Source organism: Steroidobacter sp., from assembly GCF_036402275.1.
Classification (GTDB): Bacteria; Pseudomonadota; Gammaproteobacteria; order Steroidobacterales; family Steroidobacteraceae; genus Steroidobacter.
On sequence record NZ_DASWTF010000029.1, the window covers coordinates 35,301 to 54,129 of the forward strand.

The window sequence follows — 18,829 nt, forward strand, 5'->3', positions numbered from 1 at the left end:
CGAATCCACCGTGCGTCTTTACTTGCGTGCCGGACCCCGCTGCTGACTCAGCGCCACGCCGCCGAGAATCAATGCGCCGGCGATGGCCATGCTGAGCGTGAGGGGCTCACTCAAGAACACCCATGCCCAGATTACGCCGAACAGCGGCACCAGATAAGTCACCGTCGACGTCCGGGGCGCGCCGATGCGATATAGCAGCCTGTAAAAGAGGAAATACGCGAGGCCGGTGCACAGTGCGCCCAGCAACACCGCGGACAGCCAGGAGACGGCCGGAATCGGCGTGCTCGGCCAGGTTGCCGCCGCAAGCGGCGCTACTACGATCGATGCGCACAGCACGGTGCCGGCAGCGACCGCGCTCGGCGGCAGATCGTGCAAATAACGCTTGGTGAAATTCCCGCCGAACCCGTACAGGATAGAAGCGAATACGCCCGCCGACGCCGCATGCAAGGCGTTGCCGCCGCCGGCAGTCTTACCGCTCGCGAGCACGGCGACGCCGACGAAGCCGGCCAGCAAACCGAGCGCGCTCCGCTTGCTGATCTTCTCGCCAAACAACATAAACGCCACGATGCTGGTGAACATCACGACGGTCGCATTGCTGATCGCGACGACACCGGCCGGCGCACGCTGCGCGGCCCATGCGAAGAGCACGAACGGCGCGGCTGAGTTGATGACGCCGATGCCGAGGAAACGCAACCAATGCGATGCCGTGAGCTGGTCTTTGACGCGCAAAAGAAACGGCAACAGGATCAACGCGCCCAAGGCAAGGCGCACTTCGACCAGCGCGAACGCGCCGAAGTCCTTGGCAGCGATGCGCATGAACAGGAACGAGCCGCCCCACACCGCGCCGAGCAGCAACAGCTCGGCCGGCGTCTGCCAGGCGCTGGCGACGGGGGCAATGGGACTGGCTGCGGTCGTGGACCGCAAGGTGGGTTCGGAACTGGACATTGGATTAACCGGAGCGCGACTGCGCGGGGCAAGCAAACTGCGCCTCGTAAATAACATTTACGACCGACGCTGTCACTGAATTTGCCCGATATCGGCGCTCGCTGCGCGGGCGAGATAGTTTTTCTGATGCAACGGCCCGCATCTGTAACTTCGGGCTAACGATAACCCTTGGCTTGCAACGAGAACAGGTGCGCGTAATGACCGCTCAATTCCATCAGCTCCGTGTGGCTGCCGCGCTCGATGATGCGGCCGTTCTCGATCACCACGATCTGGTCGGCCATGCGCACGGTGGAAAAACGATGCGAGATCAGGATGGCGATGCGTCCGCGGGTCAGCGTGCGGAAGTGCTCGAAGATGGTCGCTTCGGCGCTCGCGTCCATTGCCGAGGTCGGTTCATCCAGCACGAGGATGTCGGCGCGCGACCGCATGAACGCACGTGACAATGCGATCTTCTGCCACTGCCCGCCGGACAGCTCGCGACCGTCGTTGAACCATTTGCCCAGCGGCGTGCGATAGCCCTCGGGGAGCGTGGCCACGATCGGCGCGGCCATGCCTTTCTCGCCCGCATCGCGCCAGCGTCCTTCGTCTTCGAAGTGTTGCACGTCGCCGGCGCCGATGTTCTCTCCAAGCAGCAACTGATAACGAGTGAAGTCCTGGAAGATCACGCCGATGCGATCGCGCAGCGCTACTTCTTCCCACTCACGCAAGTCCTGCCCGTCGAGCAGGATGCGGCCCGACGTTGGCGCATATAGACGAGTGAGCAACTTGATGAGCGTGGTCTTGCCTGAGCCGTTCTCGCCGACCAGCGCCAGCGACTCGCCGGGGCGAATGTGCAGGTCGATGTCCACCAGGGTCGGTTGCTCGGCGCCCGGATAGGTGAAGCTCACCTTTTCGAAACGAATGCCGTCGTCGGGCTTAGGGCCGCGAACCGCCGCGCCTTTGTTGCCGTTGACCGGCGTTTCCAGATAGTCGTACAGCGTCGACAGATAAAGATTGTCTTCGTACATGCCGCCCACCGCGGACAGGATGGCCGAGACCGCCGACTGCCCCTGACGGAACAACATCAGATACATCGTCATCTGGCCCAGCGTGATGCGTGTGGCGATGGCGGAGAGCGCGATCCACGCGTACGCGCCGTAAAGCGTGGCGGTCGCTATGAGGCCGAGAACGAAACCCCAGGTGTCGCGACGAATGGTGAGATTGCGGTCCTCGCGATACAGCTTGTTGAAAATGTCCCGATAGCGTTGCAGGAACAAGGGACCCAGGCCGAACAGCTTCACTTCCTTGGCGTGGTCTTCGCGCGCCAGCACCGTTTCGAGATACAGCTGCATGCGCGTTTCGGGCGAGCGCCACAGGAACAGACGGAACTTGTCGCCGGAGAATTTCGCCTCGGCCAGAAACGCTGGCAGGCCGGCGAGAATCAGCAGCACCACGGCCCAGGGTGAGAAATTCAGGAGGAGCGAGCCGAAGCTCAATAACGAGATCGCGTTTTGCAGCAGGCCGAACGTACGCGTCACGAGCGACAGCGGCCGGCTCGACGCTTCACGGCGGGCGCGGGTGAGCTTGTCATAGAAGTCGCTGTTCTCGAAGTGCGACAGTTCGAGCGTCAGCGCCTTTTCGAGGATCATCACGTTCACGCGCTGGCCGAGCTGCGCGCGCAACAACGACTGGCACAAATTCAGTCCGCGCTGTGCGCCGGCAATCGCGGCGACCAGGGCGCCTTCGCCCGCCACCAGCAGCAGGGCATGATTCGTCAACGATTCACGCGCTTCGGCGGAACCCTGGATGGCGGCGACGACAGCGTCGACGATCAACGCGCCGAGATAGGCGACAGCCGCTGGCAACGCGCCAGCGACCAGTGTCAGTAACGCGAACGCGATCGTGAGCGGGCGACTGGTGGTCCACACCAGCTCGAGCGCACGAGTGCTGTACGCGAAAACGCCCGCGAAACCGCGAGCGAGTTCAGGATTGGCGGCGGGTCGACGCAGCGAGCTCATGGGCCGTCATTCGCCTTGTAATTGCTTTGTCATCTGCAGCAGCACAAAATCCAGTTCATGAGTAATCCCGGAGATAAACTTGCCGACCCGCGTTCCGGACGCGTCGCCTATGATGAGCGCGGCAACTCGGTCTGGGAATGGCAACTCGAGACCGGCGTCTACAGCCGCGACATCAGCACGCAGCGCCTCAAGAAGCTGGACATGAACGACCTGTCCATCGCCGAGACCGCTCGGCATCCGCGCCCGGCCGGTCTGAAGAACGGCTCCAATCCTTACGACAATTCCTCGACAGCCGGCGGCAACGTTGGCAACGATCCTTACAATAGTGGCGGCGGAAGCGCTCTCAAGAGTGGCGCCCAACCCCCGCCGCGACGCCAGCCCGTGGACCCGAAGAAGCTCCAGGAGTGGGCCGAGCTGCGCAAGCGGGTCGAGCAACTCAAGCGCGACGAAGGCGACGACTAAAGAAAAGCCCTCTTCGTCGCCGAAGAGGGCTTTCGCAGTCACTGCCGGGCGCCGGAGGCTGGCGCCGGAATCCGCAGTTTCAGGTCATTGCGGCGCGTAAATCTGATCGAATACGCCGCCGTCGGCGAAGTGCACTTTCTGCGCCTGCGCCCAACCGCCGAAGTCCTTGATGGTGACCAGGTTCAGCTTCGGAAAGGTCTTGGCGTATTTCGCGGCCACGGTCTGGTCGACCGGCCGATAAAAGTTCTTTGCGATGATTTCCTGCGCTTCTGGGCTGTACAGATAGTTCAGATACTCCGTGGCAACGTCGCGGGTGCCCCGTCGCAGCACGACCTTGTCGACCACGGCGACCGGCGGCTCGGCAAGGATGCTCAACGTCGGCACCACGATTTCCACCTTGTCCGCGCCCACTTCCTTGATAGATAGGAATGCCTCGTTCTCCCAGGCCAGCAGAACGTCGCCGATGCCGCGCTGAACGAACGTCGTCGTCGCGCCACGCGCACCGGTGTCGAGCACTGGCACATGGCCGAACAGCTTCCTGGTGTATTCCTTCGCCGAAGCTTCACTGCCCCCGGGTTGTTTCAATGCCCAGGCCCATGCTGCGAGATAGTTCCAGCGCGCGCCGCCCGACGTTTTTGGATTTGGCGTGATCACGGCCACGCCCGGCTTGATCAGATCGCCCCAGTCCTTGATGCCCTTCGGGTTGCCCTTGCGAACCAGGAACACGATGGTCGAGGTGTAGGGCGACGCATTGTGCGGCAGGCGGGACTGCCAGTTGACGGGCAGCAGCTTGCCGGTGGAGGCGATCGCGTCGATATCGCCCGCGAGCGCCAAGGTCACGACGTCGGCGGGCAGACCGTCGATGACGGTGCGCGCCTGCTTGCCCGAGCCGCCGTGCGATTGTTTGATCGTGACTTTGTCGCCGGTCTTTTTCTGCCAGTGAGCCGCGAACGCCTTGTTGTACTCCTCGTACAGCTCGCGCGTCGGATCATAAGAAACATTCAGGAGGCTCACATCGGCGGCCTGCGCCACCGGGCCGGCGAGAGTCAGGGCGGTCAGCGCCAGTCCGGCCCACTTGCGCCACGAGAACGATTTGCAACGAGTCATGAGTTTTCTTCTCCGCAACCTTCAACAAACAAACCATTAAAAAAATCAGAACCCGACCGCGAACCGCGTGAACAACGCTTCTTCGTCGGGACGGTCGCCGGTCGCGGCGCCGCCTTCGAAGCGCGTCACGTCATAGTTCAGGGACCACTTGTAGTTCTGGGTCAGATACCAGTTCAGGCCCAACCCCCAGGCGCTGGCTTTGCTGGCGCTGCTGGCGGGGTTGGCGAACGAATCGGCGCCGCCGACGAAGGCGTCGTCGTCGATGTCCAGCTCGTGATAGCGCGCGACCAGCTCCAATGCGCCCCAGGTTCCCTGCGTCGGATCGAACACCGACTGTGACGTGAAGCCGCGGAACGATTCGTCTTCACCGGTAGCGAACCAGGCGAGCTGGACTTGCCATGCGGTGTTGTCGAGCTGTGCGCGGCGCAAGCCTGCAGCCGGAGTGAGGCGTGAGACCTCCTGAGAAACATTCACGTACTCGCCGAGCACGCTGAAGCTGCCGACCGAGTAATAAGCTTGTGGGGTCCAGCGCAGACGCTCGCCATCGGCGATGGTGCCGTTCACGGCGGGCGTCGTGCCGCTGGCGGCAGTGGCTGCACGATAGCTGAAGAATGTTTGCTGACCCGGCGTGCGATAGCCGGGTAGCAGCGTGCTCGTGCTCGTGCCCGTCGAGTCGACGTATGTGCCGGCGAGGCCGAAGCCGAGTCCGCGCAGCGCGAAGTTGTCCGAATTCAAGAAGGGCTGAAAGAACAGTCGCGCGGCCCAATCGCCCTTGGTGTCGTTCTCGGCATCGGCGGTCGGTGTGTTGGCATCGCTGCTGCCGCCGTCACTGACGCCGTTGAAATAACCCAGCGAATAATTCACTACGCCGCCCGCGAGATCGCCGCCCAATTGCAGACCGAGATCGCGATTCGGCACGAGGCTGGTCGGAAAACCGCGCTCGATGAAGCGCAGGTCGGTTGCGGACACCAGTCGTTCGAGTCCGACCGGTACTTTGAACTTACCCGCGGTGACGACGGCCCACGGTTTCAAACGTGCGGCGACGAATGCGTCGAGGATGATGGTGCGACCGCCGGCGAAGTCCGGCGTGAAACGAAAGTCATAGATGTTGTTGAAGGTGCCTTCGAACGTCGGGCGTACTCGACGCAGTAACCACGTGTCCGCGGTGGTGGGCGTGATTTCGTCCGGAAAATGGCGGCCATCGAAATGCAACACGCCGCGCAGACGCGCGACATTCGCGCCATCGGCCGACTGAATGCGAAAGCCCTGCTGAGGCGATGCGCGTACGATCGGCGTGTTGGGCACGGCGGCCTTGGCGGCTTCCTCGGTCAACTCCAGCTTGCGTTCCAGAATGCGGATCCTCTGCTCTTGGGCTTCCAGCCGCTCTCGCAACTCGGAGATCTCGTCGGCCCGCACCCCGGCAGCAGCCAGAGTGAGCGCGAGCCCGATGCTTCCGGCCAGCAGCTTCGACGACATCGGAATTCTCCCAGTGGCCTTAAGACCATCGTAGGAGCGGGGCGGTGACCGATCAGTCGGGGCGGCGTGACAATCAGGTGTCAACCGGGCCGCGGGGGTAGAACTTGCGGACCTGGCAGAGACCCGACCGGCACCAATTGCATACAAGGAAGTTGACTCCCGCTCGGGCGGCCGGTAATACTCACCCGCATGATCAACTCGCTCGCAATTCACCGCTGGTGGTGGCGACCCTCACAGGAGAGGGCCGCTGGAGCTTGCCGGGCGTAACAAACACACACTAGCCAAGCATCCAAAGAACCCATCTCCGTGCACCGATCCGGAGATGGGTTTTTTATCGCCCCTCGCCGGACCGAAGAGCACGGGTCAACGCCGAGGACAGTTCAGTGCAACCACCCTTCGACATCGCCGCAGACCTGGACACGCCAGTCTCGGCCTATTTGAAGCTCAAGCCGTTCAAGCCGCGCTTTTTGCTGGAAAGCGTCGAGGGCGGCGAGCGGCTGGCGCGTTACTCGTTCATAGGTTTCGGCGATTGCCTGGAAGTGCGCCTCGATGAAAAGGGACTCAGCATCGACGGCCGGCTGAGCCCGCCGCCGCAGACCCAAGCCGAACTGCTGAGCGCATTGCGCAGTGCATTGGCGCGCGCTCCGCAGCCCAGTCCGCAGATTCCCGGCGTGCCGCTGCCCGGCGGTTTGGTGGGCGCCGCGAGTTACGATCTGGTGCGGCGCTTCGAACGATTGCCGCCGCGCAAGCCGCTGGCTGAAGCCACTCCAGAAGCTCACTATCTCGCGCCCCGGTCGCTGCTGGTGTTCGACCATCTCACTCGCGGCGTGGCTTTGTTACACGCGGGCAGCGAAGCGGAACGAATCGCGTTGCGGCGCGAAGTCGTCAAGGCGCTGCGCGGAGCCATCCCGTCCAGCGACAGGAAGATCAAGTACGCGCCCGCCGTCGGCAGCCTCACCGAACAGCAGTACATCGAAGGTGTCCATCGCGTGAAGGAATACATCGCCGCTGGCGATGTGTATCAGCTGGTGCTGTCGGTGCGCTTTGCCGGCCAGTGCGATCTGGAGCCGTTCGAAGCCTATCGCGCGCTGCGCCTGCTGAATCCCTCTCCTTATATGTACTTCTGCGAGCTGGGTGACGCGACCATCGTCGGCTCGTCGCCCGAAGCGCTGGTGAAGTTGTCTCGCGGCCGGGGGTCGATGCGTCCCATCGCAGGCACGCGCCCGCGAGGTCGCGACTCGGTCGAAGACGCGCTGTTACAAAAGGAGCTGCTCGCCGATCCGAAGGAGAACGCCGAGCACATTATGCTGGTCGATCTGGCGCGCAACGATCTGGGTCGCGTCGCGAAGGCCGGCTCGGTGAACGTGAATCCTTATCGCAGCATCGAGCGCTACAGCCATGTCATGCACATCGTCAGCGGTGTGAACGGCGAGCTCGCGCCCGGCAAAGATGCGTTCGATTTGTTTGCTGCCGCGTTTCCCGCCGGCACGCTGGTGGGCGCGCCGAAAGTGCGCGCGATGGAAATCATCGACGAGCTCGAGCCGGTGCGTCGTGGCTTTTACGGCGGCACCGTCGGCTACTTCGGCCACGGCGGCGACATGGACCACGCCATCACGATTCGCACCATGGTGTTCCGTGGCGACACCTATAGTTTCCAGGCTGGCGCCGGCGTGGTCGCGGACAGCGTGCCGGCCACTGAATATCAAGAGGTCCTGGCCAAGAGCGCCATCGTGCGCCGGGCCCTGGCGCTCGCGGAGGAGGGGCTGTGAGCAATCAACACGAAGCAGCGCGTCTGCTGCTGATCGACAACTACGATTCGTTTACTTACAACCTGGTGCAGGCCTTCATGGTGCTCGGCGCCGAGGTGCTGGTCCATCGCAACGACAGCATCACGGTCGACCAGGCGAAGTCGCTGAAACCTTCGCATCTGTGCATTTCGCCCGGCCCGGGCACGCCGTATGACGCGGGCGTCTCGATGCGCATGATCGAAGCGTTCGCCGGCGAGATTCCGATTTTCGGCGTGTGCCTCGGGCACCAGTCGTTGGTGGAAGTTTTTGGCGGCAAAGTCGTGCGCGCCGGGCGACTCATGCACGGCAAGACCTCGCTCGTGCATCACGACGGCCAGAGCATTCTGAAAAACATGCCGGAGCCGTTCGAAGCCGGGCGTTATCACTCTTTGATCGCGCAGCCCGATACGTTGCCCGAGGCGCTCGAAGTCACGGCGCGCACCGATGAAGGCGAGATCATGGGTGTGCGGCACAAGTCCTTCAACGTCGAAGGCGTGCAGTTCCATCCGGAAAGCGTGCTCACGCCGCAAGGCCCGGTGCTGATGGGTAACTTCCTCCAGCAACGTTCCGGCAAGCGAGCGGCATGATCATGCGCCAGACGCTGGAGCGATTGCTCGATCGCGATAACCTGAGCGAGCAGGAAGCCTCAGAGCTGCTGGTTGCATTGACCGATCCCACGCTCGCGCCGGCGATGGGTGGCGCGGTGCTCGCAGCGTTGCGAGCCAAAGGCGTGACCGCCGATGAAGTGCGCGGCTTCGCGAAGAGCATGCGCAAGCTCGCGCGTCGGCCCGAGTTGCCGGAGGGTGGGCCGCTGGTCGATATGGTCGGCACCGGCGGCGATGGCTCGGGAAGTTTCAATCTTTCCACGGGTGCCGCGCTGCTGGTGGCGTCGATGGGCATTCGCGTCGCGAAGCACGGCACCAGCTCGGTTTCCAGCCGCAGCGGTAGCGCTGATGTGATTCGCGCGCTCGGCTTGAATCTGCCGCTCGATGAAAAGGCCGCGGGCGAATGTTTGGGTGCGACCGGCTTCACCTTCTTTTTCGCGCCTCACTATCATCCCGCGATGAAAGCCGTGATGCCGATCCGGCAGGCGCTGGGCGTGCGCACGGTGTTCAATATCCTAGGTCCGTTGTCGAATCCTGCCGAACCGGACTTTCATTTAATCGGCGCGTACCACGTCGACATCGCGGCGCTGATGGCCGAAACGCTGGCGGGAATGCCATTGAAACGCGCTTACGTCGTGCATGGCGCGGCGGGATGGGACGAAGCCACGCCCATAGGGCCGTTCACTTTGTTCGATGTCACGCCGGGCAAGGTGGTGCGCACGACGCGCAGCGCCGAAGAATTCATGCTGCCCCAGTGCAGCGTCGAAGAGCTCAAGGGCGGCGATGCGGCCTATAACGCCGAACATCTGCGCGCCGTATTGGAAGGTCGGGAACAGGGCGCCCACCGCAACGCGTTGATCCTGCAGGCAGCCCTGGTGCTGGAATTGCTCGGCAAAGCCGCTTCGGCGCAGGATGCCGCCCACATGGCCCAGGATGCCATCGAGAGCGGCGCCGGGCGGCGCCTGTTGGAAAAATTGACGGCTTTCGGCCAGCGGCAAAGCGCCGAAAGCCAGGGGCGCTGATATGTCCGGCCTGCTTGCTCAAATGACTCAATCGAGCCTGAGTCGGCTCGAAGAAGCGCGCTCGCGCGAATCCGAAAAGGCGTTGTGGTCTCGGGTCACCGACATGGCCCCGGCGCCGCCGTTGCGCTTGTCGCCGGAAGGTTTCGACATCATCGCCGAATGCAAACTTCATTCGCCGTCGGCTGGAGATCTATCCGCCAACACCAGCGATGTGGAAAGCCGCGTCACCGAATATGCATGCGGTGGCGCGTGCGCCGTGTCGGTGCTGACCGAGCCGTTGCGCTTCGGCGGCAATCTCGAACATCTGACGCGTGCTGCTCGTGTCCTCACGCCACACAACGTGCCCGTGATGCGTAAGGACTTTCTCATCGATCCGTATCAAGTGATGGAAGGTCGTGCTGCCGGCGCGGGCGGCGTGCTCGTGATCGTGCGCATGCTGGACCCGAGCCGCATCACCGCGCTGCTCGACTGCGCGGCGATGTTGAAGATGTTCGTGTTGCTGGAAGCGTTCGACTCCGCCGATCTGGACGTTGCGCGCGAGGTGCTGGCTCAGCGACGCCGGCACGACGAGCAGATCCTGGTCGGGCTGAATTGCCGCGACCTCGACAAGCTCACCGTCGAGCTGTCGCGCCTGTCCGAGCTGGCCGACAGCATGCCGCCCGGGTTTGCGCCGGTTGCCGAGAGCGGCGTGAACACGTCGGACGACGTCGCCAACATCGTCGGTCTCGGTTATCGGGTCGCGTTGATCGGCACCACGTTGATGAACTCGCCTCAGCCGCGCGAGTTGCTGGGCAAGCTGTTGTCGACTGGCCGTCAGGCGGCGATGAGCATGACCACGCTCAAGCTGCGAATCGCCAAAGGCGAAGTGCGCGAGGAATGATGTGGGTCAAAGTTTGCGGGCTCACGACGCCCGACGCAGTGGCGGCGGCGGTCGACGCCGGCGTGAATGCCGTCGGTTTCGTGTTCGCCGAGTCGAAGCGCAAGGTCACCGCCCAGCAGGCGGCAGAACTGGCGCGCAACGTGCCTCGTGACATCGTGCGAGTTGCTGTGATGTTGCATCCGTCACAAGCGCAGCTCGATGAAGTGTGGTCGCAGTTCCGGCCCGACGTGTTGCAGACGGATATCGACGATCTGCCCACGTTGCGATTGCCGGCGGGTTTGCAAGTGACGCCGGTACTACGCGCGGGGCGCGAGTTGCCGGCGGCGCTGCCGACGCGGTTGTTGTTCGAAGGTCCGGTCAGCGGCACCGGCGAGACCACTGACTGGTCCGCTGCGGCCACACTCGCGACACGAACGCAGTTGATATTGGCCGGCGGTTTGAAACCGGCGAACGTTGCCGAGGCCATCACTACGGCGCGGCCTTTCGGCGTCGACGTAAGCAGCGGCGTGGAAGCGCGACCGGGCGTGAAGGATCCGGCAAAGATTTATGAATTTGTCCGCAATGCACGCGCGGCGGGCGACGGAGCAAACAGATGAAACATTCCTTGAGCAAGACCGAGCAGCAGACGCTGCTGGCCAACGTCCAGCAGGACGCGTATCCCGACGAGCGTGGCCGCTTCGGTCCGTTCGGCGGTCGTTACATTCCGGAAACCCTGGTGCCGGCGCTCGACCGCCTGCAGGTGGGCGTCGATCGTTATCTGCGCGATCCGGAATTCCTGCGCGAGTTTCACGACGAGCTGAACAATTGGGTCGGTCGCGCGACACCGCTGACGCTCGCGCGGACGCTGTCGAAGCAGTGGGGCGCGGAAGTCTGGCTCAAGCGCGAAGACCTCGCGCATACCGGCGCGCACAAGATCAACAACTCCATCGGCCAGGTGTTGCTGGCGAAGAAGCTCGGTGCGAAGCGCGTGATTGCCGAGACCGGCGCCGGTCAGCACGGCGTCGCTTCAGCCGCGGCTTGCGCGCGCCTCGGCATGCCTTGCACTGTTTATATGGGCTCGATCGACATGGAGCGGCAAGCGCCCAACGTCGGTCGCATGAAGCTGCTCGGCGCCACCGTCGTGCCGGTCACCAGCGGCGATAAAACATTGCGTGCGGCCGTCGACGAAGCGCTGCGCGACTGGGTGTCCGATCCCAACGGCACTTACTACTGTCTGGGTTCGGCGATCGGTCCGCATCCCTATCCATACATCGTGCGCGAACTGCAGTCGGTCATCGGCCGCGAGGCTCGCGTGCAAATCCTCGAGCGCACTGGCAAGTTGCCGGACCTCGTGGTCGCTTCCGTAGGCGGCGGCTCGAACGCCATCGGCATGTTTCATCCGTTCGTCAAAGACAAGGACGTGCAGATGCTCGGCCTCGAAGCCGGCGGCAGCGGCAGTGGCCTGGGTCAGAACGCCGCTTCGATTGCCTACGGTACGCCCGGCGTACTGCAAGGCTGCTTCTCTCTGCTCTTGCAGGATGAGAACGGACAGATTCAGGAAACGCATTCGGTGTCGGCGGGTCTCGACTATCCCGGTGTCGGGCCGGAGCACGCGTTGCTGGCAAGCATCGATCGCGTCAAGTACGAGGCGGTGAACGACGACGATGCGCTAGCCGCTTTGGCCGAGTGCTGCGCGGCCGAGGGCATCCTGCCCGCGATCGAATCGGCGCACGCACTCGCTGGCGCGAAGCGTTACGCGCTCGCGAATCCCGGCAAGCGAATCCTGATTTGTCTCTCCGGCCGCGGCGACAAAGACATGCCGACGTTGCAACGTACTCTTTTGAAGGATGTGCTCTGATGCCCGCCCGTGATTCCGTCAGCACCGCAATTCGCAACCGGCGCGAGACCGGCCAACCGGCATTGGTTGCGTACATCACCGCGGGCTTTCCAAAGCGCGAAGGCTTCATCGAGCAACTGAATGCAGTGGCCGCGGCGTCGGACGTGGTCGAGATTGGCGTGCCTTTCACCGATCCCATGGCCGATGGCACCACGATTCAACGCTCGAGCCGGGTTGCGCTGGAGCAGGGTGTGTCGCTGCGCTGGATTCTACAGGAGCTGTCGCGCGCCGAAACAAAGCCGAAGGCGCCGCTGCTGTTGATGAGCTATCTGAATCCGTTGCTCGCCTATGGCATCGATAAGTTGCCGGAGGACGCGGCACGCGCCGGCATCGCGGGCTTCATCGTTCCCGACCTGCCGTATGAAGAAAGTCATGACCTGCGCAATGCACTGGACGCGCGCGGTCTCGCGTTGGTTCAGTTTGTAACTCCGGTGACTCCGACCGAGCGCATGCAGATGCTGTGCGAGGGCAGTGGCGGATTCATTTACGCGGTTACCATGACTGGCACCACCGGTAAGAATGTCGCCGTGCCGGAAGAAGTGCTGGAATATTTTCAGCGCGTGAAAAAGATCTCGCCGGTGCCGGTGTGCGCGGGTTTCGGCATCCGCAGTCGGGAACAGGTGCAACGGCTCGCGCCGTACATCGACGGCGCCATCGTCGGTTCAGCATTGGTCGAAGTGCTGGAGCGTGGCGAGGATCCGGCGAAGTTTCTGCGGTCCCTGCGAGAGTGACTTCCTGAACGGATCGGTAATTGTTGCCAGCTGACGACAGGATCGATAGTTCACTTGCACTGCGGCCATTCCTGCAGGAACAATTCGCTTCGTTGTTTCTTACGTAACGTCAGCGGGTGTGACTGCGCGCGGCGCAGGTGCAGGCAGGAAGCATGTCGAAGTCCGGTTGGTTCGCGGGATGGTTCGGGGCGAAAGCTAAAAAAGCGCCCCTGAAAAAAGCGGCAGAGAAGCCTGCCGCTCCCGCCAATCCCTATCACGCGGTGTCGGTTCTGCCCGGCGCGGACGCGTGCGCGGCGGCTTATCGATTTTCCGGTCAGCGCTATTTGTCACGTCAGGCCCCGCGTCTGCCTCTGCCGAGCTGCGACGTGCAGGCTTGCGGTTGTCGTTTCAAGCATCACAAGGATCGTCGCTCCGGCCCGCGGCGAAACAGCGATGTGGGCATGGTGATGGCGGGCTATTCCGGCCAGGAGCGTCGTCGTTCGCGCGGCCGTCGCGCCACGGATCAATATTAGTCGCTGATCTCCGGCGAGAACGCCGAGAGGCGGCTCTGCGTCCGGAGCATGTCCGCCTCGGTCAGCTCCGGCCGATCCGCTCTCATTCTTTGTAGCAGCGCTTCGAATGCCGACGCCGGCACCGCCGGACTGCAGAAATAACCTTGATACTGGTCGCAGCCCAGCTCGCGCAAAAAGCCCAATTGCTCCGCGGTTTCGACACCTTCGGCGACCACCCGCAGTCGCAAGTTGTGGGCAAGCGAGATGATGGCTTTCACGATGGACGCGTCGTTCGGGTTCGACATCACGTCGCGAACGAAACTGCGATCGATCTTCAGCTTGTCGAGCGGATAACGGCGCAGGTAGCTCAGGCTGGAATAGCCGGTGCCGAAGTCGTCGATGGAAATGTGCACGCCCATGGTGCTGAGAATTTCCAGGATGGAAGCGGACTTCTCCGCGTCGTCCATGATCGCGCTCTCGGTCAGCTCGAGCTCCACGTAGCCGGGCTGCAGTTTGGCTTCGTCGATTGCCGAGCGCACCATCGCCACGAGGTCCACATGCCGGAATTGCTTGGCTGAAAGATTCACGGCCACGCGCACGGGCGACATCCCGGAATCGATCCAGGCGCGTACCTGCCTGCAGGCCTCGCGCAACACCCATTCGCCAATGGGAACGATCAAGCCAGTCTCTTCGGCGATGGGAATGAACACACTCGGCGGCACCAATCCGCGCGTGGCATGACGCCATCGGAGCAACGCCTCGGCGCTACGAATGCGATTGCTCGCGATATCGACCTTCGGTTGATAGTGCAGCTCGAGCTGGCCGAGCTCGACCGCGCGACGCAGATCGTTCTCCAGCGCCACTCGCTCGTCCGCGGCGTTGGACATCTCCAAGGCATAGAAGCGATAGCTGCCGCGGCTCGCGGACTTCGCACAGCGCAGCGCCATCTCCGCACGTCGCAGCAGCACCTCGAACGAGTCGCCGTCGAGCGGATACATGCTGATGCCCATGGTCAGCGATGTATGAATGTCGAACGAGGCGATCACGAACGGCTGCCGCACGGCTTCGGCGATTTTCTCGACCAATGCTTCGGCGTCGCGCGGTCCGCGCAGGTTGCGAGCGATGATGGTGAACTCGTCGCCGGCAAGCCGCGCGAGCACGTTGTTCGGGCCGAGCACGGCGCGCAGCCGATCGGATAACGCCAGCAGCAGCTCGTCGCCGGCTTGATGGCCGAGCGAGTCGTTGATGGGCTTGAGCCGGTCGACGTTGAGCACGATCAGGGCGAATTCCTTGCCACCGCGTTGTGCTTCGGCCATGGCTTGCGTGGCCACGCTGGCCGCGGCGCGCCGGGTCGGCAGGCCCGTGAGATAGTCGGAGCCGTCACGCCGACGTAACACTCGTTCGCGATGTAGTCGGATCGCGAACCACGTGGCGATGACCGAGGGCGCCACGACTATGGCGATGATCGGCACGTACGCCAACCAGTGTAGAAGAGTCCCTTGCATGTAAACCGAGAGTCCTGTCCCGCGGCCTCGGGACGTCAGTTGAACATATCGGGCTTGGCTCGGTCGGCTTGAGCACTGGTGCTCCAAAGAACACTGACGCCCGCCGCGCAAGTGCCGAAGTGTGCGCTGGTTCGCACCGCTCGTCGTCTCGATTAACGTAATCGGGCCTCGGTTAGAATCTCGCGATGCGCTCAATTTGTGTGTTTTGCGGCTCCAGCCCCGGTAACCGGCCCGAGTACTTGGACGTCGCCCGTGCGACTGGCCGCCTGATCGCGGAACGTGGTCTGACGCTGGTCTACGGCGGCGGCAAAGTGGGCCTGATGGGGGCGGTCGCCGATTCAGCCTTGGCAGCCGGAGGCCGCGTGGTCGGTGTGATTCCCCAACTACTGATGGATCGGGAGGTCGGGCATCCCGGGCTGACCGACCTGCACGTGGTCACGTCGATGGCGGAGCGTAAATTGCTGATGGGGGAATTATCCGATGCCTTCCTGACCCTGCCCGGCGGCATCGGCACACTGGACGAGCTGTTCGAGGCCTGGAGCTGGACCCAGCTGGGGCTGCACGACAAGCCGAGCGGGCTGCTCAATTACCACGGCTATTACGACTCGCTGATCCAGTTCCTGGACCTGGCGGTCTCCGAGGGCTTTCAGCGGCCCCGGCATCGGGCGGCGCTGCTGGTGGACCGAGAGATCGAGCCGCTGCTCGATCAGTTGCAGGCGGCGGCCAAACCGGCGCCGGCGGCGTAATTCGGCTGCCATGCATCACCTTGACACTGGGTGCCCCAGACCTCAGCCTTCGGCCGCCTGCTAACGCGGGTCGTTTCCCGTCCAACGTCAGAGGATTTCCATGCTTCGTACCATGCTCCAGGCCAAGCTGCACCGGGTGCGCGTGACCCAGGCCGATCTCGACTACGAAGGCTCCTGCGGCATCGACGAAGCTCTGCTGGAAGCGTCCGGGCTACGTGAAAATCAGTACATCGAGCTGTACAACGTCAACAACGGCGAGCGTTTCTCGACGTACATCATCAAGGCGCCCCGGGGCTCGGGCGCGATCTCTCTGAACGGCGCCGCGGCCCGCCGGGCCATGGTGGGCGACCTGCTGATCATCTGCGCCTATTCGCAGTATTCGGAAGCCGAGATCGAGAAGCACGAGCCCATCGTGGTGCTCGTGGACGAGCAGAATCGCCCGCGCGTCAAGTCACTGCGCGCCGCGGTCTGAGGTGCGTCGCGCATGGAGCTGATCACCTGGTTCATCGACTTCGTCCTGCATCTCGACCAGCACCTCATCCAGCTCATCGCTGACTATCACTATTGGATCTACGCGATCCTGTTCGTGATCATTTTCTGCGAGACCGGCGTGGTCGTGACGCCGATTCTGCCGGGCGATTCACTACTGTTCGCGTTGGGGGCCCTGGCCGCGGTGGACCAGACGGGGACGTTGAATGCCCCGATGCTGTGGCTGATGTTGATGATCGCCGCCTGGCTGGGCGATGCGACCAACTACCGCATCGGCAAGGCCGTGGGGCCGCGGGCGTTCAGTGGAAACATTCGCTGGCTGAAAAAGGAATATCTGGACCGCACCCACGCGTTCTACGAAAAGTACGGCGGCAAGACCATCGTGCTCGCCCGCTTCGTGCCCATCGTGCGCACCTTCGCACCCTTCGTCGCCGGCGTCGGCGCGATGAACGGCGCGAAGTTCTTCACTTACAACCTGCTCGGCGGGTTCCTGTGGGTGACGATTTTCATCTGGGGCGGCTACCTGTTCGGCAACGTCCCCCTGATCAAGGAAAACTTCGGCGTGGTGACGATTTTGATCATCATCGTGTCGGTGATGCCAGTGGTGTGGGAGCTGATGCGGCCCAAACCTGCGGGCGCATAAAGCCGCCGCAGGGTTATTTTTTAGCCTGCGGCCGGCCCCCGGCCTGGCCCGGAAGAAGAGGCGGGTGATTGTGAAGGTTGGTGGCTAGCGGCGTCTGCCGGGGGGATATGTCTTCCCGGCACCGCTGACGCACGCCGTCGCTGCGCTTCGCTCGCGCTGACGCGCGCGACGTTGCTGTACTTCCCTGTAGCTGCTAATGGAAAAACGTCCCTGTTTTATCCATTTGCCGGGAAGACATATCCCCCCGGCAGCCACCGCCGATAGCTTGGTGGTGCGCGGTATCCGACGACTGCTGCTAGTTAGTTCAGTGGTACATCCGGCCGACGCTGCAGTAAATCGCAGCCATTACGGCGCGGGGCTGGCGCGAACAAGGGCCTTCTTTCTTCTTCCTTTCGCGCCAGCGAAATAAAAGAAAGACTGCGGCGGCGTTATTTGCGGAGAGTGAGCAAGCCTACGATGCTCGCTCCGAGCAGGGTGTAGCCGAGCCACTCCGGGCCGGCTTCCGTAGCAAGCAAGATGATTCCACTGAGCGATCCAATCGCCGTCACCAACGTCACGTCGCGACGGCGGCCATCTTCGCGAATCGTAGTCTGCAAGCGCTCGATCTCTTTCGTATCGATGGGGATGCTGAACCGCCCATCCGACGCGCGCTGAATCGCGTTTTCAACGAGCGGCGGCAGTTGATGTAACGCTTGAAGCATATCCGGCAGCTGCTTGCGCACATCGCGCACCAACGCTCGCACGCTCCACCGCTCGGCGACCCACTGACGCAACAAGGGCTGGGCCGTCTTCCACAGATCCAGGTCGGGATAGAGCTGCCGACCCACACCTTCAATCTGCAGCAGCGTCTTCTGAATCAGCATGAGCTGCGGCTGCATCTGTGCGTCGAAGCGTTGGGCGGCTTCGAACAGGCTGATCAACACCTGACCGAACGAAATCTCCCGCAGCGGCTTGTTCGCAATCGGCTCGCAAACCGTGCGCACCGCCGATTCCAGCTCATCGACGCGAACGTGCCCCGGAATCCAGCCCGAATCGATATGCAGCTGCGCGATGCGCCGATAGTCGTGCTCGAAGAACGCCAGGAAATTCTCGGCGAGATAATGCTGATCGCGCGGCGCCAACGTGCCGACGATGCCGAAATCGACCGCGGCGTACCGCGGCTGTTCCGGATTGTCGAGCAGCACGAAGATGTTGCCCGGGTGCATGTCGGCGTGGAAAAAGTTGTGACGGAACGCCTGCGTGAAAAAAATCTCCACGCCGTTCTCGGCCAGGCGCTGGATGTTCGCACCGCGCCGCTGCAGTTCTTCCACGTCGTTGATGAGCACGCCCTGCACGCGCTCCATCACCATGACATTGCTACGCGTGTAGTCCCAATAAACCTCGGGCACATACAGCAAGCGTGAGCCATCGAAGTTACGTCGCAATTGCGCGGCGTTCGCGGCCTCGCGCTTCAGGTCCAGCTCGTCGATGATGGTCTTTTCATACTCACGAACCAGCTCGACCGGCCGCAAGCGGGGCGCGTCGCGCCAGTAGCGATTGGCCAGGTCAGCCAGTGCATACAACACCTCGACATCGCGCTGAATCAGCTTGCGAATGCCAGGCCGCACGATCTTGACGACGACTTCCTTGCCGTCCTTGAGCTGCGCGCCGTGAACCTGTGCAATGGTCGCGGCAGCCAGCGGATCCGCATCGAAGCGGGCGAACACATCGCCCACCGGACGTTCATAAGCGGCTTCGACGATCGCGCGCGCTGCTTCCTTTGAAAATGGCGGCACGCGATCCTGCAACTTCTCCAACTCGTCGGCGATGTCTCGCGGCAACAGATCGCGCCGCGTCGACAGCGTCTGACCGAACTTCATGAAAATCGGCCCGAGCTCTTCCAGCGCGAGCCGCAGCCGCTCGCCGCGTGACAAGGATGCCTTACGACGGAACCAGGTGTTGGGCGAAAGATAAAACGCGAATCGAACCGGCCGGAACAGATGCGTGGCCAGAATGATCTCGTCCAGGCGATGACGCACCAGGACGCGTTGAATCTGCAGCAGCCGGGAAAGAACTCTCAGTCGCATG

18 protein-coding genes are annotated in these 18,829 nt (G+C 62.8%); 12 read left to right on the forward strand and 6 right to left on the reverse strand.

Annotated elements, in window-relative coordinates:
* Positions 1–18: 18 nt before the first annotated feature.
* Both VGD45_RS13545 and VGD45_RS13550 read right to left on the reverse strand, forming a co-directional pair.
* Entirely contained in the window at positions 19–945 is a 927-nt protein-coding gene (locus VGD45_RS13545; RefSeq protein WP_331155848.1) for a DMT family transporter, read from the reverse strand.
* Between the two features lie 155 nt (positions 946–1,100).
* Positions 1,101–2,942, reverse strand: a complete 1,842-nt coding sequence (locus VGD45_RS13550; RefSeq protein ID WP_331155849.1) for an ABC transporter ATP-binding protein — start codon at positions 2,940–2,942, stop codon at positions 1,101–1,103.
* A 57-nt stretch (positions 2,943–2,999) separates the two neighbouring features.
* Between VGD45_RS13550 and VGD45_RS13555 the strand changes: the two genes are divergently transcribed.
* Positions 3,000–3,404 carry a hypothetical protein gene (locus tag VGD45_RS13555; RefSeq protein WP_331155850.1) on the forward strand — a complete coding sequence of 135 codons (405 nt, stop codon included), beginning with the start codon at positions 3,000–3,002 and terminating at the stop codon, positions 3,402–3,404.
* An 84-nt stretch (positions 3,405–3,488) separates the two neighbouring features.
* Here the strand turns inward: VGD45_RS13555 and VGD45_RS13560 are convergent, their stop codons facing one another.
* Together VGD45_RS13560 and VGD45_RS13565 are read right to left on the reverse strand one after the other, a co-directional pair.
* Positions 3,489–4,511, reverse strand: a complete 1,023-nt coding sequence (locus VGD45_RS13560) for a sulfate ABC transporter substrate-binding protein (RefSeq protein ID WP_331155851.1) — start codon at positions 4,509–4,511, stop codon at positions 3,489–3,491.
* 45 nt (positions 4,512–4,556) lie between these two features.
* Positions 4,557–5,987 carry an OprO/OprP family phosphate-selective porin gene (locus VGD45_RS13565; protein ID WP_331155852.1) on the reverse strand — a complete coding sequence of 477 codons (1,431 nt, stop codon included), beginning with the start codon at positions 5,985–5,987 and terminating at the stop codon, positions 4,557–4,559.
* Between the two features lie 383 nt (positions 5,988–6,370).
* Between VGD45_RS13565 and VGD45_RS13570 the strand changes: the two genes are divergently transcribed.
* The 8 genes from VGD45_RS13570 to VGD45_RS13605 all read left to right on the forward strand — a co-directional run bounded on the left by VGD45_RS13570 (position 6,371) and on the right by VGD45_RS13605 (position 13,400).
* Entirely contained in the window at positions 6,371–7,756 is a 1,386-nt protein-coding gene (locus VGD45_RS13570) for an anthranilate synthase component I family protein (RefSeq protein WP_331155853.1), read from the forward strand.
* Positions 7,753–8,361: an aminodeoxychorismate/anthranilate synthase component II gene (locus VGD45_RS13575; protein ID WP_349263267.1), complete on the forward strand. Its 609-nt coding sequence runs from the start codon at positions 7,753–7,755 to the stop codon at positions 8,359–8,361. The genes VGD45_RS13570 and VGD45_RS13575 overlap by 4 nt, the downstream gene beginning before the upstream one ends.
* On the forward strand, positions 8,358–9,401 hold the full coding sequence (trpD, locus tag VGD45_RS13580) for an anthranilate phosphoribosyltransferase (protein WP_331155854.1): 1,044 nt from the start codon (positions 8,358–8,360) through the stop codon (positions 9,399–9,401). The genes VGD45_RS13575 and trpD overlap by 4 nt, the downstream gene beginning before the upstream one ends.
* Position 9,402: 1 nt before the next feature.
* Complete coding sequence (locus VGD45_RS13585) at positions 9,403–10,281, forward strand: indole-3-glycerol-phosphate synthase (RefSeq protein WP_331155855.1); 879 nt, start codon at positions 9,403–9,405, stop codon at positions 10,279–10,281.
* Positions 10,278–10,877: a phosphoribosylanthranilate isomerase gene (locus VGD45_RS13590; protein WP_331155856.1), complete on the forward strand. Its 600-nt coding sequence runs from the start codon at positions 10,278–10,280 to the stop codon at positions 10,875–10,877. The genes VGD45_RS13585 and VGD45_RS13590 overlap by 4 nt, the downstream gene beginning before the upstream one ends.
* Positions 10,874–12,118: a tryptophan synthase subunit beta gene (trpB, locus tag VGD45_RS13595; protein ID WP_331155857.1), complete on the forward strand. Its 1,245-nt coding sequence runs from the start codon at positions 10,874–10,876 to the stop codon at positions 12,116–12,118. The genes VGD45_RS13590 and trpB overlap by 4 nt, the downstream gene beginning before the upstream one ends.
* Positions 12,118–12,888 carry a tryptophan synthase subunit alpha gene (gene trpA, locus VGD45_RS13600; protein WP_331155858.1) on the forward strand — a complete coding sequence of 257 codons (771 nt, stop codon included), beginning with the start codon at positions 12,118–12,120 and terminating at the stop codon, positions 12,886–12,888. Before trpB ends, trpA begins: the two co-directional genes overlap by 1 nt.
* Before the next feature lie 152 nt (positions 12,889–13,040).
* Positions 13,041–13,400 (forward strand): hypothetical protein, encoded by a 360-nt coding sequence (locus VGD45_RS13605; protein ID WP_331155859.1) that lies wholly within the window; start codon positions 13,041–13,043, stop codon positions 13,398–13,400.
* On the opposite strand, the gene VGD45_RS13610 is transcribed toward VGD45_RS13605, so the two are convergent.
* A complete protein-coding gene (locus VGD45_RS13610) occupies positions 13,397–14,884 on the reverse strand; it encodes a putative bifunctional diguanylate cyclase/phosphodiesterase (protein WP_331155860.1) in 1,488 nt (495 codons plus the stop codon). The genes VGD45_RS13605 and VGD45_RS13610 overlap by 4 nt on opposite strands.
* 185 nt (positions 14,885–15,069) lie before the next feature.
* Here VGD45_RS13610 and VGD45_RS13615 point away from each other — a divergent pair, with 185 nt between their 5' ends.
* The 3 genes from VGD45_RS13615 to VGD45_RS13625 all read left to right on the forward strand — a co-directional run bounded on the left by VGD45_RS13615 (position 15,070) and on the right by VGD45_RS13625 (position 16,762).
* Complete coding sequence (locus VGD45_RS13615) at positions 15,070–15,630, forward strand: TIGR00730 family Rossman fold protein (protein WP_331155861.1); 561 nt, start codon at positions 15,070–15,072, stop codon at positions 15,628–15,630.
* Positions 15,631–15,730: 100 nt separating this feature from the next.
* Positions 15,731–16,102, forward strand: a complete 372-nt coding sequence (gene panD, locus VGD45_RS13620; protein ID WP_331155862.1) for an aspartate 1-decarboxylase — start codon at positions 15,731–15,733, stop codon at positions 16,100–16,102.
* 12 nt (positions 16,103–16,114) lie between these two features.
* Positions 16,115–16,762: a DedA family protein gene (locus VGD45_RS13625; RefSeq protein ID WP_331155863.1), complete on the forward strand. Its 648-nt coding sequence runs from the start codon at positions 16,115–16,117 to the stop codon at positions 16,760–16,762.
* A gap of 428 nt (positions 16,763–17,190) precedes the next feature.
* Here VGD45_RS13625 and ubiB read toward each other — a convergent pair whose 3' ends face one another.
* Positions 17,191–18,828, reverse strand: coding sequence for a ubiquinone biosynthesis regulatory protein kinase UbiB (ubiB, locus tag VGD45_RS13630; RefSeq protein WP_331155864.1), 1,638 nt, complete (start codon positions 18,826–18,828; stop codon positions 17,191–17,193).
* Position 18,829 lies beyond the last annotated feature (1 nt).

What these genes read in the sequence shown, in the direction of transcription:
- trpA (WP_331155858.1), top strand. Translation starts at nt 12,118, where the DNA reads ATGCCCGCCCGTGATTCCGTCAGCACCGCAATTCGCAACCGGCGCGAG.
- trpB (WP_331155857.1), top strand. Translation starts at nt 10,874, where the DNA reads ATGAAACATTCCTTGAGCAAGACCGAGCAGCAGACGCTGCTGGCCAAC.
- VGD45_RS13560 (WP_331155851.1), bottom strand. Translation starts at nt 4,511, where the DNA reads ATGACTCGTTGCAAATCGTTCTCGTGGCGCAAGTGGGCCGGACTGGCG.
- VGD45_RS13615 (WP_331155861.1), top strand. Translation starts at nt 15,070, where the DNA reads ATGCGCTCAATTTGTGTGTTTTGCGGCTCCAGCCCCGGTAACCGGCCC.
- VGD45_RS13555 (WP_331155850.1), top strand. Translation starts at nt 3,000, where the DNA reads ATGAGTAATCCCGGAGATAAACTTGCCGACCCGCGTTCCGGACGCGTC.
- trpD (WP_331155854.1), top strand. Translation starts at nt 8,358, where the DNA reads ATGATCATGCGCCAGACGCTGGAGCGATTGCTCGATCGCGATAACCTG.
- ubiB (WP_331155864.1), bottom strand. Translation starts at nt 18,828, where the DNA reads ATGCGACTGAGAGTTCTTTCCCGGCTGCTGCAGATTCAACGCGTCCTG.
- VGD45_RS13625 (WP_331155863.1), top strand. Translation starts at nt 16,115, where the DNA reads ATGGAGCTGATCACCTGGTTCATCGACTTCGTCCTGCATCTCGACCAG.
- VGD45_RS13565 (WP_331155852.1), bottom strand. Translation starts at nt 5,987, where the DNA reads ATGTCGTCGAAGCTGCTGGCCGGAAGCATCGGGCTCGCGCTCACTCTG.
- VGD45_RS13590 (WP_331155856.1), top strand. Translation starts at nt 10,278, where the DNA reads ATGATGTGGGTCAAAGTTTGCGGGCTCACGACGCCCGACGCAGTGGCG.
- VGD45_RS13585 (WP_331155855.1), top strand. Translation starts at nt 9,403, where the DNA reads ATGTCCGGCCTGCTTGCTCAAATGACTCAATCGAGCCTGAGTCGGCTC.
- VGD45_RS13610 (WP_331155860.1), bottom strand. Translation starts at nt 14,884, where the DNA reads ATGCAAGGGACTCTTCTACACTGGTTGGCGTACGTGCCGATCATCGCC.
- panD (WP_331155862.1), top strand. Translation starts at nt 15,731, where the DNA reads ATGCTTCGTACCATGCTCCAGGCCAAGCTGCACCGGGTGCGCGTGACC.
- VGD45_RS13605 (WP_331155859.1), top strand. Translation starts at nt 13,041, where the DNA reads ATGTCGAAGTCCGGTTGGTTCGCGGGATGGTTCGGGGCGAAAGCTAAA.
- VGD45_RS13545 (WP_331155848.1), bottom strand. Translation starts at nt 945, where the DNA reads ATGTCCAGTTCCGAACCCACCTTGCGGTCCACGACCGCAGCCAGTCCC.
- VGD45_RS13550 (WP_331155849.1), bottom strand. Translation starts at nt 2,942, where the DNA reads ATGAGCTCGCTGCGTCGACCCGCCGCCAATCCTGAACTCGCTCGCGGT.